Annotated in this window: 16 protein-coding genes and 1 other annotated feature; all 16 genes read left to right on the forward strand. The window is 41.0% G+C overall.

Annotated features, from left to right (window positions below; genetic code table 11):
- The first annotated feature begins 79 nt into the window (after positions 1–79).
- The 16 genes from spoIIGA (at position 80) to QNN06_RS10555 (ending at position 14,249) form a co-directional block, all read left to right on the forward strand.
- Positions 80–1,018 (forward strand): sigma-E processing peptidase SpoIIGA, encoded by a 939-nt coding sequence (gene spoIIGA / locus QNN06_RS10480; RefSeq protein ID WP_213116409.1) that lies wholly within the window; start codon positions 80–82, stop codon positions 1,016–1,018.
- Between the two features lie 45 nt (positions 1,019–1,063).
- Entirely contained in the window at positions 1,064–1,783 is a 720-nt protein-coding gene (sigE, locus tag QNN06_RS10485; protein WP_213116408.1) for an RNA polymerase sporulation sigma factor SigE, read from the forward strand.
- 169 nt (positions 1,784–1,952) lie between these two features.
- On the forward strand, positions 1,953–2,732 hold the full coding sequence (gene sigG, locus QNN06_RS10490) for an RNA polymerase sporulation sigma factor SigG (protein WP_149869517.1): 780 nt from the start codon (positions 1,953–1,955) through the stop codon (positions 2,730–2,732).
- A gap of 243 nt (positions 2,733–2,975) precedes the next feature.
- Complete coding sequence (locus QNN06_RS10495; protein WP_213116407.1) at positions 2,976–3,239, forward strand: YlmC/YmxH family sporulation protein; 264 nt, start codon at positions 2,976–2,978, stop codon at positions 3,237–3,239.
- 81 nt (positions 3,240–3,320) lie between these two features.
- Complete coding sequence (pgeF, locus tag QNN06_RS10500) at positions 3,321–4,139, forward strand: peptidoglycan editing factor PgeF (RefSeq protein WP_284037529.1); 819 nt, start codon at positions 3,321–3,323, stop codon at positions 4,137–4,139.
- An 8-nt stretch (positions 4,140–4,147) separates the two neighbouring features.
- The gene (locus QNN06_RS10505) at positions 4,148–4,825 is read left to right on the forward strand and encodes a YggS family pyridoxal phosphate-dependent enzyme (RefSeq protein ID WP_213116405.1); all 678 of its coding nucleotides are present in this window, start codon (positions 4,148–4,150) and stop codon (positions 4,823–4,825) included.
- A 10-nt stretch (positions 4,826–4,835) separates the two neighbouring features.
- Positions 4,836–5,288: a cell division protein SepF gene (locus QNN06_RS10510; protein ID WP_213116402.1), complete on the forward strand. Its 453-nt coding sequence runs from the start codon at positions 4,836–4,838 to the stop codon at positions 5,286–5,288.
- 4 nt (positions 5,289–5,292) lie between these two features.
- Complete coding sequence (locus tag QNN06_RS10515; RefSeq protein WP_213116401.1) at positions 5,293–5,556, forward strand: YggT family protein; 264 nt, start codon at positions 5,293–5,295, stop codon at positions 5,554–5,556.
- Positions 5,557–5,583: 27 nt separating this feature from the next.
- Positions 5,584–6,357, forward strand: coding sequence for a YlmH family RNA-binding protein (locus QNN06_RS10520; protein WP_213116400.1), 774 nt, complete (start codon positions 5,584–5,586; stop codon positions 6,355–6,357).
- Positions 6,358–6,438: 81 nt separating this feature from the next.
- Positions 6,439–6,954, forward strand: a complete 516-nt coding sequence (locus QNN06_RS10525) for a DivIVA domain-containing protein (RefSeq protein WP_213116399.1) — start codon at positions 6,439–6,441, stop codon at positions 6,952–6,954.
- A gap of 48 nt (positions 6,955–7,002) precedes the next feature.
- Positions 7,003–7,241 (forward strand) — a binding site (T-box leader).
- A 72-nt stretch (positions 7,242–7,313) separates the two neighbouring features.
- Positions 7,314–10,085 (forward strand): isoleucine--tRNA ligase, encoded by a 2,772-nt coding sequence (ileS, locus tag QNN06_RS10530; RefSeq protein ID WP_213116398.1) that lies wholly within the window; start codon positions 7,314–7,316, stop codon positions 10,083–10,085.
- Positions 10,086–10,304: 219 nt separating this feature from the next.
- A complete protein-coding gene (locus QNN06_RS10535) occupies positions 10,305–10,598 on the forward strand; it encodes a hypothetical protein (protein WP_217032908.1) in 294 nt (97 codons plus the stop codon).
- 79 nt (positions 10,599–10,677) lie between these two features.
- Positions 10,678–11,169: a signal peptidase II gene (gene lspA / locus QNN06_RS10540; protein ID WP_213116396.1), complete on the forward strand. Its 492-nt coding sequence runs from the start codon at positions 10,678–10,680 to the stop codon at positions 11,167–11,169.
- The gene (locus tag QNN06_RS10545; RefSeq protein WP_217032906.1) at positions 11,141–12,052 is read left to right on the forward strand and encodes an RluA family pseudouridine synthase; all 912 of its coding nucleotides are present in this window, start codon (positions 11,141–11,143) and stop codon (positions 12,050–12,052) included. Before lspA ends, QNN06_RS10545 begins: the two co-directional genes overlap by 29 nt.
- Before the next feature lie 169 nt (positions 12,053–12,221).
- Positions 12,222–12,764, forward strand: a complete 543-nt coding sequence (gene pyrR / locus QNN06_RS10550) for a bifunctional pyr operon transcriptional regulator/uracil phosphoribosyltransferase PyrR (RefSeq protein WP_213116394.1) — start codon at positions 12,222–12,224, stop codon at positions 12,762–12,764.
- A gap of 177 nt (positions 12,765–12,941) precedes the next feature.
- The gene (locus QNN06_RS10555) at positions 12,942–14,249 is read left to right on the forward strand and encodes a solute carrier family 23 protein (protein ID WP_284037530.1); all 1,308 of its coding nucleotides are present in this window, start codon (positions 12,942–12,944) and stop codon (positions 14,247–14,249) included.
- Positions 14,250–14,391: the final 142 nt, after the last annotated feature.

Raw genomic sequence — 14,391 nt, forward strand, 5'->3', positions numbered from 1 at the left:
CACTTCAGACATACATCTAAGGTATACTTTTCCATAATCAGAATAATAGAAAGGGCCATGAAGAAGGAGGAAGCGTTTTTTGATTGTCTATTTGGATGTGATTTGGGCTCTTAACCTGCTATTTGATAGTCTTCTCCTTTTTTTAACAGCTATTATTCTAAAAAGAAGGATTCGGCTGTGGAGAATCTTTGCCGGGGGATTCATTGGTTCACTGATCATTCTATTATCTTTTACGCCAGTAAATGCCATCTCCGGCCACCCGCTTTCAAAACTGTTATTTTCGATTGTGATGGTCTTAATAGCCTTTGGGTATAAGCGTTTGTCCTTTTTTATAAAGGCATTGATGACGTTATATGTGTCAACTTTTTTAATTGGCGGCGCATTAATGGGCGTTCATTTTTTTATCCAATATGACCCGAAACTTACCGTCGGTGTTCTAAAGTCGAGCGTGTTGGGATTTGGCGATCCGATTAGCTGGTTGTTTGTCCTTATCGGATTTCCTGTTGCGTGGCACTTTTCAAGAAAAAATATTGAAAGCATGGAAATGACAAAAATTCAATACGATCAAATTGTAACTGTAACGGTAGTGATTGAGGAACAAACTTTATATTTGAAGGGCTTAGTCGATAGCGGCAATCAGCTCTATGACCCTCTGTCAAAGCTACCTGTCATGTTTGTTTCTATTAAGAATCAATTTGATAATATGTCGGACCTAATCAAGAAAATGGCGGCGGACCCTGAAGCACTTGTATTAGGCAATTCTGAGTTCCCCGAAGAATGGCAGAGCAGAATGAGAATTATCCCTTACCAGGTAGTAGGCCAAACCTCTCAGCTCATTATTGCGGTTAAACCCGATAGGATATTGATTGAACATAATGGTTACGAATACTTGTGTGATAAGGGGCTGGTAACATTTACACTTCAGCAGCTTTCATCTGATGATGCCTTTCAGTGCATTGTTCATCCAAAAATGCTAACCGGGTCAAGGCAGAATGGGGAAACAGTGAAGGTAAGTTAATATTACTATACTCAGAAAAACAAAATTTTAGAAGGAGGAATACACATGAAAAAATGGAGACTTCGCTTATCCTATTATTGGTATAAACTATTAATGAAATTAGGTCTGAAAACAGATGAAATATATTATATTGGCGGAAGCGAAGCACTGCCGCCTCCTTTAACAAAAGACGAAGAAGAAATGTTATTAAAGAAATTACCTGGCGGCGATAAGGCGGCAAGATCGATATTAATCGAGCGAAATCTCAGACTCGTAGTCTATATCGCCAGGAAGTTTGAAAATACCGGCATCAACATTGAAGACTTAATCAGCATTGGGACAATTGGCTTAATTAAGGCCGTTAATACATTTAACCCGGAAAAGAAAATAAAACTGGCTACATACGCTTCAAGATGTATCGAAAATGAAATTCTCATGTACCTTAGACGCAATAATAAAATCAGGTCAGAGGTTTCCTTCGACGAGCCGCTTAATATTGATTGGGACGGCAATGAACTGCTTTTGTCAGATGTTTTGGGAACGGATGACGACATCATTACAAAGGATCTTGAAGCAAATGTGGACCGAAAACTGTTAACCAAAGCATTGCATCAGCTTAGCGACCGGGAAAAGCAAATCATGGAGTTAAGGTTCGGCCTGACAAATGGGGAAGAAAAGACACAGAAGGATGTTGCCGATATGCTTGGCATCTCCCAATCCTATATATCAAGACTTGAAAAAAGAATCATTAAAAGGCTCCGCAAGGAATTTAATAAAATGGTCTAAAAGACAAGGTCTAGAAAAATTTTTTTCCGTAAAAAAGCTTTGAAAAATATTGCCTCTAATGCATTTTTCGACAATAGCTGACTTTTCCTTCCATTCATCAAGTGCATATTTTTCCTCCTCAAGGAGATACTGTTTTTTGTACAGCAGCTCTCTCGAGGAGGGAAAAGAATTGACTCGAAATAAAGTTGAAATTTGCGGTGTAGACACATCAAAACTTCCTGTATTGAAGAACGAAGAAATGAGAATACTCTTCAAGCAAATGCAAGAGGGCGATATAACCGCCAGAGAAAAGCTAGTAAACGGCAATCTACGCCTAGTATTAAGTGTTATCCAAAGGTTCAATAACCGGGGCGAGTTTGTTGATGACCTGTTTCAGGTTGGCTGTATTGGACTGATGAAATCCATTGATAATTTTGATTTAGGCCAAAACGTCAAGTTTTCCACTTATGCCGTCCCGATGATTATTGGCGAAATCCGGCGCTATCTGCGTGACAATAATCCGATCCGAGTATCCCGCTCTCTAAGGGATATTGCTTACAAAGCCCTCCAGGTCAGGGAGAGGCTGATGAGTGAAACCTCTCGGGAACCGACTGCTGAAGAAATTGCGAAGGTCCTAGAAGTACCGCATGAAGAAATTGTCTTTGCGCTTGATGCAATACAAGACCCGGTATCTCTATTTGAGCCGATTTATAATGATGGCGGGGATCCTATTTATGTTATGGACCAGCTGAGCGATGAAAAAAATAAAGATATCCATTGGATCGAAGAAATCGCCCTTAAAGAGGGAATGAGAAGATTAAACGAACGTGAAAAGTTGATTTTGAGAAAGCGTTTCTTTCAGGGGAAAACACAAATGGAGGTTGCAGACGAAATTGGCATCTCCCAAGCGCAAGTATCCCGCTTAGAAAAAGCAGCAATCAGACAAATGAATAAAAATATCCAAAGCTAAGCTGCCTTGTAAAGGCAGCTTATTATATTGCCGGGAAATGGTGTTTTCTCGGCAATCTTTTTGTTTAAATTAATGATTGTCTCTGCTATTGGGCCTGTTGAAAGCTTTAAATTTTTTAAAATAGGAAAATTACTCGGTGAGTTAAATAAGTGAAATAAAAGACTAGCTTAATTTTTCCTTTCTAATTTCCAAAATACAAACATATATTTTATATAGTATCGTAAGATTGGGAGTGGTTGTTTAATGGTTAAAATTTCCGATTTTCAGATAAAAGATGTTGTGAATGTTTCAGATGGCAAAAGACTAGGGAATGTTGGAGATATAGAAATTAATTTAACGACGGGAAAAATAGAAGCGGTTGTAATTTCCGGAAACGGGCGCGTGCTTGGCTTTTTTGGGAAGGACGAAGATATAGTGATCCCGTGGAAAAACATTATTAAAATTGGTCAGGATGTCATCTTGGTCCGCTATAAAATCAGCGATGAAAAAATAACGGAAGAAGAGTAGGCATTAAAGGAAATAAAACTGCTTCGATGACCAAAGCCCGGTTTCATGGTAAACTATAGAAAAAAGTTCAGAGGTAATGGAATGGAACCATTTATTATAAAGAATGAATCCTTATTAACCATCGACGGTTGGATGAATAGTAATCCCGGCCTTGTGGCAGGAATAACAACCAAGCTGGGGGGACAAAGTAAAGGCAGCTTTGAAGCCCTGAATCTCGGCTTTCATGTTGGTGATATTTTCAATGATGTTTGCGCAAATAGAATGAAAGTTTCCGAACTGCTTGATTTTCCATTAGCTACATGGGTTAGCGCTGAGCAAACACATGATATTTTTCTGCAAAAAGTAACAAAAGCAGATCGCGGGCGAGGGTCTATTTCCTACGAACAGTCGTTTAAGAGCACAGACGGCTTCTATACAAGTGAAGAGGGAATATTGTTAACGCTCTGTTTTGCCGACTGTGTCCCTCTTTTTTTTATTGCTCCCGAATATCGGATGATTGGGGCGGCACATGCTGGATGGAAGGGGACGGTAGGACAAATTGGCCGTGAGATGATAAAAAGATGGCAAGAGGAAGGCATCAAGGCTGAGAAGGTTTTTGTCGCCATCGGTCCATCGATTTGCGAAAAATGTTATATTGTGGATGAACGTGTCGTTAACTTGGTTGAAAATATACTAGAAGATGTCGATAGAAAACCCTATAATTTAATTAGTGAAGGTCAATATTCATTAAACCTAAGGGAATTGAACAAGCAGACTCTTGTCAAGGCAGGAGTTCCAAAGGAAAATATAATCGTCACCAATTATTGCTCAAGCTGTAACAACCATTTGTTTTTTTCCCACCGGAAGAGCCATGGCAAAGCCGGAAGAATGTTAAGCTTTATTGGCTGGAAGGAGAATTAGAACCGCTTATGAGAGTAGCAGCAAAGTATGAACTTATTAGACAGCAAATACATGAAGCGTGCGAAAAGACAGGCAGGAAACCAGATGAGGTAACAGTAATTGCCGTTACAAAATACGTCAGTACCCAAAGAGCGCAGGAAGCGCTTGATGCAGGCATTCAGCATCTTGGTGAAAACCGGGACGAAGGAATGCTTGAAAAATGGGAAGTTCTTCAGGACAAGCCAATTTGGCATTTTATTGGAACTCTGCAAACACGAAAGGTAAAGAATATTATCGATAAAGTGGAGTACATTCATTCCCTTGACCGTCTTTCTTTGGCTCAAGAAATAAATAAACGTGCCAATTCAAAAGTAAAGTGTTTGGTACAAGTTAATGTAGCAGAAGAGGACTCAAAGCACGGTTTAGCGGTTGAAGAAGTGATCGACTTTATTAAATCACTTGGCTCCCTAGAAAATATTATTGTTGCTGGTTTAATGACAATGGCCCCATTCACGGACGATGAAGAAGTCTTGCGTGATTGTTTTCAAAAACTTAGAGAACTTCGTACTCAAGTTCAATCCTTTCACTTAGACTATGCTCCTTGTTCAGAGCTGTCGATGGGTATGTCTAATGATTTTGCTATCGCCATCGAAGAAGGGGCTACGATGGTAAGAATAGGTACAGCGCTTGTTGGTGAAGCTGGTTAGGAGAGTTGATATGACAATTAAATCTAAACTAAAAACATTTTTCTTTTTAGACGATGACAACGATGAGCAAAATGAAGATTATAGTGAGCCGAAGGAACCGATAAAGCAGAAAAAACAGCCGTTAAAAAGTCATAATGTAGTCAGCCTGCAAAGTGTGCAAAAGCCCCCTGTCCAAGTAAAGCCTTCAAAGCTTATATTGGCGGAACCGCATTCCGAATCTGAGGCAACCGAGATTGCCGACCATCTAAAAAACCGCCGTGCGGTGGTGGTGAATTTGCAGCGGATTGATCCAGAGGAAGGCCGGCAGATTGTTCATTTCTTAGGAGGAGTAGTATATACTCTTGGCGGGGAAATCCAGAAAATTGGCGCCAATATATTCTTGTGCACCCCGGATAATATGGAAGTATCGGGGAATATTTCGGAATTGCTCCCTGACCACGAAAATATGAATACGAGGTGGTAAAGAGATGTTTTTTGTTATCGGTTTAATACAAAAACTCATTTGGGCTTACTCGTGGGCATTAATTATTTACATATTGATGTCTTGGTTTCCGGGTGCCAAAGAATCCGCAATCGGTCAATTCTTAGCAAGAATTTGTGAGCCATATTTAGAACCATTCAGAAGGATTATTCCCGCAATCGGCATGATTGACATTTCTCCGATTGTCGCATTTCTTGTGCTCAACTTTGCAACACGGGGCTTAAGCTATGTAGCTGTCTGGCTCTCATAATAATTAAAATAGGTTGGTTTTTAGAGCATGAATATATATCAGCATTTTCGTCCAGAAGAACGGGATTATATTGACCAGGTCATGCAGTGGAAAAACACTGTCGAACTTCAGTATGCCCCGAAATTAACGGACTTTCTTGACCCAAGAGAACAGCATATCTTAAAGACGATCATCGGTGAAAATGGTGATGTAAAATATCAACTCTTTGGCGGCTGGCCAGGGGCAGAACGAAAAAGGGCTCTTCTATTCCCTGAATATCTAGTGCCAGTTCAAGAGGATTTTCAAATCAGCTTGTTTGAAATTGACTATCCAAAGAAGTTTATCAAAATTGAACATCCCAACGTCCTAGGCACATTGATGTCGTTGGGACTAAAACGTGGGAAATTTGGCGATATTCTTGTCGATGATGAACAAATCCAATTCTTGGCAGCCAAGGAAATCGGCGGCTATATCAGCACTAATCTTGAATCAATCGGTAAAGCAACGGTTCATTTATTTGAGAAGCCGCCCGAAAATATAATTTCTCCTAAAGAATTATGGGAGGAACATGAATTAACAGTATCTTCTTTAAGGCTGGATACTGTTATTTCTGGTGTTTATAATCTTTCTCGGCAAAAATCGCAAAACTATATTGCGGCAGGCCTAGTTAAGGTCAATTGGACTCAGATTGAAAGCCCGGCCTTTGTTTGTGAAATTGGCGATATGCTGTCGGTCCGGGGCCATGGAAGGGTAAGATTGTCCGGTATTGAGGGGAAAACAAAGAAAGAAAAATGGCGAATTTCTGTCGGAAGACAAAAATAATTTATTTTCTTGCAGGATTTTCAAAAAACTTGTCGAATATTCACATTTACATAGATTGCACAGATTGTTGGAGGTGGCATCATGCCGTTAACGCCGTTAGATATTCATAATAAAGAATTTAATAAAGGATTTAGAGGGTATGACGAGGATGAAGTAAACGAATTTCTTGATCAGGTAATCAAGGATTACGAGCTTGTCCTAAGAGAGAAAAAAGAATTGGAAGAGCGTTTAACTGACCTGCAGGAGCGTTTAGGGCATTTTACAAGTATTGAAGAAACACTTAATAAATCGATTGTGATTGCCCAGGAGGCAGGGGAAGAAGTAAAACGCAATGCCCAAAAGGAAGCGAAGCTAATCGTCAAGGAAGCGGAAAAGAATGCGGACCGTATCGTTAACGAATCCCTATCTAAAGCGAGAAAGATTGCTCTGGAGATAGAAGATTTAAAGAAGCAGTCGAAAATTTTCCGCACCCGTTTCAAAATGCTGATTGAGGCACAGCTCGATATGCTGAATACTGACGATTGGGATCACCTTTTAGAGTACGAACTTGATGCCACCGAGCTGAAAATCCACGAAGAAGAGGATTCATTAGCTTGACGAACAGCTATTTAGTAGCATATAATTTCTTAACAGATTAATTGAATGAAAATGACGAAGACAGGGACAGTACAATTTTTCAAAAAGCTTATTAGCGAGTCGGGGATGGTGGAAGCCCGATAAAGCCGAAAGATTGGAAAATCACCCTCGAGTTCCGAGGTCGAACCTCTATATTTAGAACAGTAGACTAAGGCGTGTATTCACGTTACGAATTCGCAAGAGGATAGAATAAGACAGTTCTATCAATCAGGGTGGTACCGCGGGAATAAAACCTTCTCGTCCCTTTTTTGGGATGAGGGGGTTTTTTTATTTGCAAGAATGTCAATTCTGTTCAATAGAAAGGTATTGGAGGAAATAAAATGGAATACAAAGACACGTTATTAATGCCGCAAACGGATTTCCCAATGCGTGGTAATCTTCCGCAAAGAGAACCGGAGATGCAGGCAAAATGGGAAGAAATGAATATTTACCAAAAAGTACAGGAGCGCACTAAAGGGCGTCCGATGTTTGTTTTGCATGATGGCCCTCCATATGCAAATGGTGATATCCATATGGGCCATGCATTAAATAAAATTTTAAAGGATTTTATTGTCCGCTATAAGTCAATGAGCGGCTATCATGCCCCATATGTGCCGGGCTGGGATACTCACGGTCTGCCGATTGAGCAGGCTTTAACTAATAAAGGGGTTAAACGGAAGGAAATGTCCGTTGCAGAATTCCGCCAGCTTTGTACAGATTATGCGCTTGAACAGATTGACAATCAACGGACCCAGTTTAAACGCCTTGGTGTCCGCGGTGATTGGGAGAATCCATATATCACTTTAAAGCCTGAATACGAAGCCCAGCAAATCAAGGTTTTCGGAGAAATGGCAAAAAAAGGTTATATCTATAAAGGGTTGAAGCCAGTATATTGGTCTCCGTCAAGTGAATCCGCTTTGGCTGAGGCAGAAATTGAATATAAAGATAAACGTTCACCGTCCATTTATGTTGGTTTTCCGGTGAAGGATGGCAAGGGAGTACTTGATACGGATACGGAAATCGTCATCTGGACAACAACCCCATGGACCATTCCTGCCAACTTGGGAATTTCGGTTCATCCTGAGCTAACTTACGTGGTTGTAGCTGTAAATGATAAAAAATATGTTGTGGCTGAAAGCTTATTGGAAAGTGTAACGAATGAAATTGGATGGGAAGAAGCGGCCGTTCTTAAAAAGGTCAAAGGGGCTGAGCTTGAATATGTTGTAGCCCGTCATCCGCTTTATGACCGTGATTCTCTTGTCATGTTAGGCGAGCATGTGACAACTGATGCTGGTACTGGCTGCGTTCATACTGCTCCTGGTCACGGGGAAGATGACTTCCATGTTGGTCAAAAATACGGCTTGGATGTCCTTTGTCCGGTTGATGATAAAGGAAATATGACAAATGAAGCACCGGGATTTGAAGGATTATTTTACGACGAGGCCAACAAACCGATTTCCCAAGCCCTAGAGGAAAAAGGAGCTTTGTTAAAGCTTACATTTATTACTCACTCCTATCCACATGACTGGAGAACAAAGAAGCCGGTTATTTTCCGGGCAACTGCTCAGTGGTTTGCGTCCATTAAAGATTTCCGCGACCAATTGCTCGAAGCTGTGAAAGCAACCAAATGGGTGCCGGCATGGGGCGAAACAAGGCTTTTCAATATGGTCCGTGACCGCGGTGATTGGTGTATTTCCCGCCAGCGCGTCTGGGGTGTGCCAATTCCGGTATTCTACGCCGAAAATGGAGAAGAAATCATTACCGACGAGACGATTGAACACGTTTCTAATTTATTCCGCGAGAATGGATCAAACATTTGGTTTGAGCGGGAGACAAAGGATCTGCTTCCGGAAGGATTTTCGCATCCTGGAAGTCCGAATGGCAAGTTTACGAAGGAAACAGATATTATGGACGTTTGGTTTGATTCTGGTTCTTCCCATCAGGCTGTGCTTTTAGAAAGAGAGGATTTGGTCCGTCCGGCAGACCTTTATCTTGAAGGTTCTGACCAATACCGCGGCTGGTTTAACTCGTCTTTATCTACTGCAGTAGCTGTCACAGGCAAGGCTCCATATAAGGGAGTATTAAGCCATGGATTTGCTCTTGATGGTGAAGGTAGAAAAATGAGTAAATCATTAGGTAATGTCGTCGTCCCTGCGAAGGTTATGAATCAATTGGGAGCAGATATTTTACGCCTATGGGTGGCTTCTGTAGATTATCAATCCGATGTCCGCGTATCCGATGCAATTTTAAAGCAGGTTGCTGAAGTATATCGGAAAATCCGCAATACATTCCGCTTCTTGTTGGGGAATTTAGCGGACTTTGACCCGGCTGTTAATAAGGTTGCTTACGAAAACCTTCGTGAAGTAGATCAATTTATGCTGGTAAAATTAAATAAGCTGATTAAGAGTGTTCGCAATTCTTATGAAAATTACGATTATGCAGGCATTTACCATTCTGTTAATAATTTCTGTACGCTTGATTTAAGCGCGTTCTACCTAGATTTTGCAAAAGATGTTCTGTACATTGAAGCAGTTGATCATCCAGAACGCAGGGCGATTCAAACTGTTTTATATGAATCATTGCTTGCTCTGACCAAATTGGTTTCGCCAATCCTTTCTCACACTGCAGACGAGGTGTGGAAATATATTCCGAAGGTTCAGGAGGAAAGTGTTCAGTTGACAGATCTTCCTGAATATCAGGAACTTCCAGGTGCTACAGAGTTGGAGGAGAAATGGTCTGCATTCATGAAGCTGCGCGATGATGTCTTAAAGGCACTTGAAGAAGCCCGGAATGCAAAGGTGATCGGTAAGTCATTAACAGCGAAAGTAACCTTATACGTAAATGATAATACAAAAGCGCTGCTCGATTCTGTTTCAGAGAACTTGAAACAATTGTTTATCGTATCTGGTTTTGAAGTGGCTGGTGCTTATGATGAGGCGCCAGAAGATGCCTTGAAATTAGATACAGCGGCAATTGTGGTCACAAAAGCAGAAGGTGAAACCTGTGAACGCTGCTGGGTAGTGACGCCTGATGTTGGCCAAGATGCGGAGCATCCAACTCTTTGCCCTCGATGTGCCCAAGTTGTAAAAGAAAATTATTCACACTTAGCGTAAAATAGAAAGGGGCTGACTTGTCAGCCTCTTTCATTTTGCTAAAAGAAAAGTATAAATTCAACTACGCCTCATGAACCGTCCTATCGGAATCGCCTAACGGTGAGTTTTCATTTATTTCCACCTCCGTTAATTGTTGTTGCTGATGTCAAATTATTATCCGGGTCAATGGAAAACGATCGGTAATAATAAGACAAATAACATAACGGAGGTATTAACACTATGAATGCAATGCAGGAAAAGCTGTTTCAAGAACTCCGTCAAACAAAAACAGAAATCGAAAGGTCATTAAAGAAAAAACAAACAGAGAATTGGCTTACAACCATTTTAGAGGAAGAAATGGCGGACATTGATTTAGCACTGAAAAAAATCAAAGAAGGAAATTTTGGCCAATGTGAACTTTCCGGTGAATTATTACCCCTCGACTTGTTAAATTTGATTCCAACCATTAGAACAGTCAATGATCCCAGCTTGCTTGGCGGCTTTTGCAAGAAACCGATCTTCCCCACACCGTAATTTTTGTTTCATTGTGATATAGCGATTAAGTATGCTAAACTAGGGGAGCAAGTCTAGCTTAAGTTGGAGGTATTTCTTAGTGTATTATTACTTAATCGCCCTATTCGTTATTGTGCTCGACCAAATTACTAAATGGCTTATTGAAAAAAATATGTATATCGGTGAGAGTATACCCATCATTGATAAATTTTTATATATTACTTCTCACCGGAATCGCGGGGCCGCATGGGGAATCCTTCAAGGGCAGATGTGGCTTTTTTATGTCATTACGGTTATTGTAATTATTGCGATTATGTATTATCTTTACAAAGCGGCCAAAGGAAAATGGCTGTTAGGTGTATCTCTTGCTTTCATGCTTGGAGGTGCAATTGGGAATTTTATCGACCGAGTGGTTCGGAAAGAGGTTGTTGATTTTATTCATACCTTTATTTTCGGCTATAATTTCCCTGTATTTAATATTGCTGATTCAGCATTAGTTATTGGTGTTGGATTATTAATGATTCAAATGCTGCTTGAAGAGAAGTCGTCAAAGGAGAAGTCTTATGGAGAAAATGGAACACACCATTCTTGAGGAACAAAAAGGAGACCGGATTGATAAGGTAATCTCCGGCCTGAATGAAGAATGGTCTAGAACACAGGTGCAGGATTGGATAAAAGAAGGCAATGTACTTGTGAATGGGAAAAATGTAAAAACGAATTACAAATGCAGTGTAAGTGATTTTATCGTTATTTCCATTCCAGAACCGGAAGAATTGGACGTGGTTCCGGAAGAAATGGATTTAGATATCTATTATGAAGATAAGGATGTATTGGTCGTAAATAAGCCAAAAGGGATGGTGGTCCATCCTGCACCTGGGCACCTTACTGGGACACTTGTTAATGGGTTAATGGCCCATTGTAAGGATTTATCCGGTATCAATGGTGTATTAAGACCCGGTATTGTGCATCGGATTGACAAGGATACATCAGGGCTGTTAATGGTTGCGAAAAATGATTTGGCCCACGAAAGTCTAGTTAACCAACTGGTGGAAAAGTCTGTGACACGGAAATATAAGGCGATTGTCCATGGAGTGATCCCTCATGAATATGGAACCATCGATGCTCCGCTTGGGAGGGATCCAAAAGATCGGCAAAGCATGACGGTTGTTGATAACGGGAAGCATGCTGTTACACATTTTCGTGTCCTTGAGCTTTTTAATGAATTCACATTCGTGGAATGTCAATTGGAGACAGGCCGGACCCATCAGATTCGTGTCCATATGAAATATATCGGTTATCCGCTTGCCGGTGATCCAAAATATGGACCAAGAAAAACACTTGATTTAAATGGACAGGCATTGCATGCCGGTCTGCTCGGTTTCATACATCCAAGAACAAATGAGTATCTAGAATTCGAAGCCCCGCTTCCCGAGGATTTTGAAGAGCTTCTTGACCGGTTAAGAAATAATCGTTGACAGGATAAATAAATTAAAGTATGCTTACTATAGTTTAATAAGCCTTTAAGTCGGTCCCGTGAGGCCGAGAAGGAACGGTTAATAGGTTATTTCCCTAAGGAAGAACTGTCTCCCTCTCGCCATCACAGGCGAGAGGTTTTTTATTTCAGTATAATAAGAAGGTGAGACTATGAGCCAAAAAGCAATTGTTCTGGATGAACAGGCAATCGGGCGGGCGTTGACAAGGATTGCCCATCAAATCATCGAAAAAAACAAAGGAATCGAAGACTGCGTGCTTGTAGGAATTCGGACCAGGGGAATTTACATAGCAAAACGACTCGCTTTAAAAATAGCCCAAATTGAGGGAAGTCCGATTCAAGTCGGTGAATTAGACATCACTCTTTATCGGGATGATTTAACAAAGAAAACGGAGAGTCAGGAACCGCTAGTAAAAGGATCGGACATTCCGTTTGACATAAGTGACAAAAAAGTAGTCCTCGTGGACGATGTTCTTTATACAGGAAGAACAGTTAGGGCTGGACTTGATGCCCTTATGGACCTTGGACGTCCTGCTTCCATCCAGCTTGCGGTACTAGTCGACCGCGGTCACAGGGAGCTGCCAATCAGAGCAGACTATGTTGGGAAAAATATCCCTACTTCAAGCAATGAAAAAATTGTCGTTGAGCTGCTGGAAGTAGATAAAGTTGATCAAGTAAGTATTTATGACAAATAAATAGCAGCCCTTTTAATTTCAGTCCCGTGAGGCTGACAAAGGGAAAAGCGCAAACCTTGGACCATGTTCCGGTGCGCCTTTCACCCCTCTTTGTCAACCACAAGGCAAAGAGGGTTTTTTATATGAACAATTGAAGAAAATAAAGAAAACAATATAGAAATTAGGAGAGAACAGAAAATGAGTAATAAACCAATCCTAGATGTTAAAGATAGACCAAAACCAGCCCAATGGCTGACCTTAAGCTTGCAGCATTTATTTGCGATGTTCGGGGCAACAATCCTAGTACCATACCTGGTTGGTTTAGACCCAGCGATAGCACTAATATCCAGCGGACTCGGAACGTTGGCATTCCTATTGATTACGAAATTTCAGGTTCCTGCCTATCTCGGTTCATCTTTCGCTTATATTGCACCGGTAATTGCCGCAAAAGCCTCTGGCGGACCTGCAGCCGCGATGGTCGGTACATTTTTGGCTGGTCTTGTTTATGGAATTGTCGCTTTAATTATAAGCAGAGCGGGGCATCGCTGGATTATGAACTTACTCCCGCCAATTGTTGTTGGCCCGGTCATAGTTGTGATTGGCCTCGCCATTTCCGGAACTGCGGTTGGAATGGCAATGAACAACCCAGCCGGAAAGTATAGCATGCTGCACTTCTCAGTGGCGCTTGTGACGCTGGCAGCGACTATTATTTTCTCAATATATGCTAAAAAAATGCTCAGCATTATCCCTATCTTGGCCGGGATTATTGTCGGCTATGTGTATGCTGTGATTGTAGGGATTGTTGATTTCAAACCTGTACTAGAAGCAAAGTGGTTTGCCGCTCCTGATTTCTTAATTCCGTTTGTCAGCTATGATGTCAAGTTTACGTGGAATATTTTCTGGTTAATGGTGCCTGTTGCCATTGTTACACTATCTGAGCATATTGGACACCAGCTTGTTCTTAGCAAGGTTGTCGGCCGTGATTACATAAAAGAGCCGGGCCTGCACCGTTCAATCCTTGGTGATGGAACAGCAACAATAATCTCGGCACTAGTAGGTGGACCTCCCAAAACCACCTATGGTGAAAATATTGGCGTATTGGCAATTACAAGAGTCTACAGTGTATATGTCTTAGCAGGTGCTGCGGTTCTAGCCATCATCTTCGGGTTTATTGGAAAAATAACAGCTTTAATCCAAACGATACCAACACCTGTAATGGGGGGAGTTTCCATTCTCCTGTTCGGAATTATCGCTTCCTCAGGATTAAGAATGTTAGTTGACAGTAAAATTGATTTTGGAGACAAACGTAACCTCGTGATTTCATCGGTAATCCTTGTCATTGGTATCGGTGGTGCGATTGTCAAATTGCCTTTTAATATAGAAATCCAAGGTATGGCCCTGGCGGCAATTTCCGGAGTGTTATTAAACCTGATCCTTCCTGGAAGACCTAAAGTCAGTGAAAACATGTTTGAAACAGAAGAAACAACTAACAAAAAAACAGCATAAAAAAATGCCTTTTAAATTAAGTACAGAGAGACTTGGAAGGGTGTGTTACTTAACTTGGATATGGGCTGCAGTTGTGTCCATATCTTAAGTTAAACTTTTGGCACCCTGACCACTTAGTCAGGGTGTTTTTTTTAGCAATCAG

This window comes from Neobacillus sp. 114, assembly GCF_030127045.1.
GTDB classification, from domain to species: Bacteria; Bacillota; Bacilli; order Bacillales; family Cytobacillaceae; genus Neobacillus; species Neobacillus rhizophilus.

Bases quoted from the DNA above. Each gene is read 5' to 3' on its own strand.
- sigE (WP_213116408.1), top strand. From the start codon at position 1,064: ATGAAAAAATGGAGACTTCGCTTATCCTATTATTGGTATAAACTATTA.
- QNN06_RS10520 (WP_213116400.1), top strand. From the start codon at position 5,584: ATGAATATATATCAGCATTTTCGTCCAGAAGAACGGGATTATATTGAC.
- pgeF (WP_284037529.1), top strand. From the start codon at position 3,321: ATGGAACCATTTATTATAAAGAATGAATCCTTATTAACCATCGACGGT.
- pyrR (WP_213116394.1), top strand. From the start codon at position 12,222: ATGAGCCAAAAAGCAATTGTTCTGGATGAACAGGCAATCGGGCGGGCG.
- QNN06_RS10545 (WP_217032906.1), top strand. From the start codon at position 11,141: ATGGAGAAAATGGAACACACCATTCTTGAGGAACAAAAAGGAGACCGG.
- QNN06_RS10525 (WP_213116399.1), top strand. From the start codon at position 6,439: ATGCCGTTAACGCCGTTAGATATTCATAATAAAGAATTTAATAAAGGA.
- QNN06_RS10555 (WP_284037530.1), top strand. From the start codon at position 12,942: ATGAGTAATAAACCAATCCTAGATGTTAAAGATAGACCAAAACCAGCC.
- QNN06_RS10495 (WP_213116407.1), top strand. From the start codon at position 2,976: ATGGTTAAAATTTCCGATTTTCAGATAAAAGATGTTGTGAATGTTTCA.
- QNN06_RS10505 (WP_213116405.1), top strand. From the start codon at position 4,148: ATGAGAGTAGCAGCAAAGTATGAACTTATTAGACAGCAAATACATGAA.
- ileS (WP_213116398.1), top strand. From the start codon at position 7,314: ATGGAATACAAAGACACGTTATTAATGCCGCAAACGGATTTCCCAATG.
- QNN06_RS10515 (WP_213116401.1), top strand. From the start codon at position 5,293: ATGTTTTTTGTTATCGGTTTAATACAAAAACTCATTTGGGCTTACTCG.
- QNN06_RS10510 (WP_213116402.1), top strand. From the start codon at position 4,836: ATGACAATTAAATCTAAACTAAAAACATTTTTCTTTTTAGACGATGAC.
- QNN06_RS10535 (WP_217032908.1), top strand. From the start codon at position 10,305: ATGAATGCAATGCAGGAAAAGCTGTTTCAAGAACTCCGTCAAACAAAA.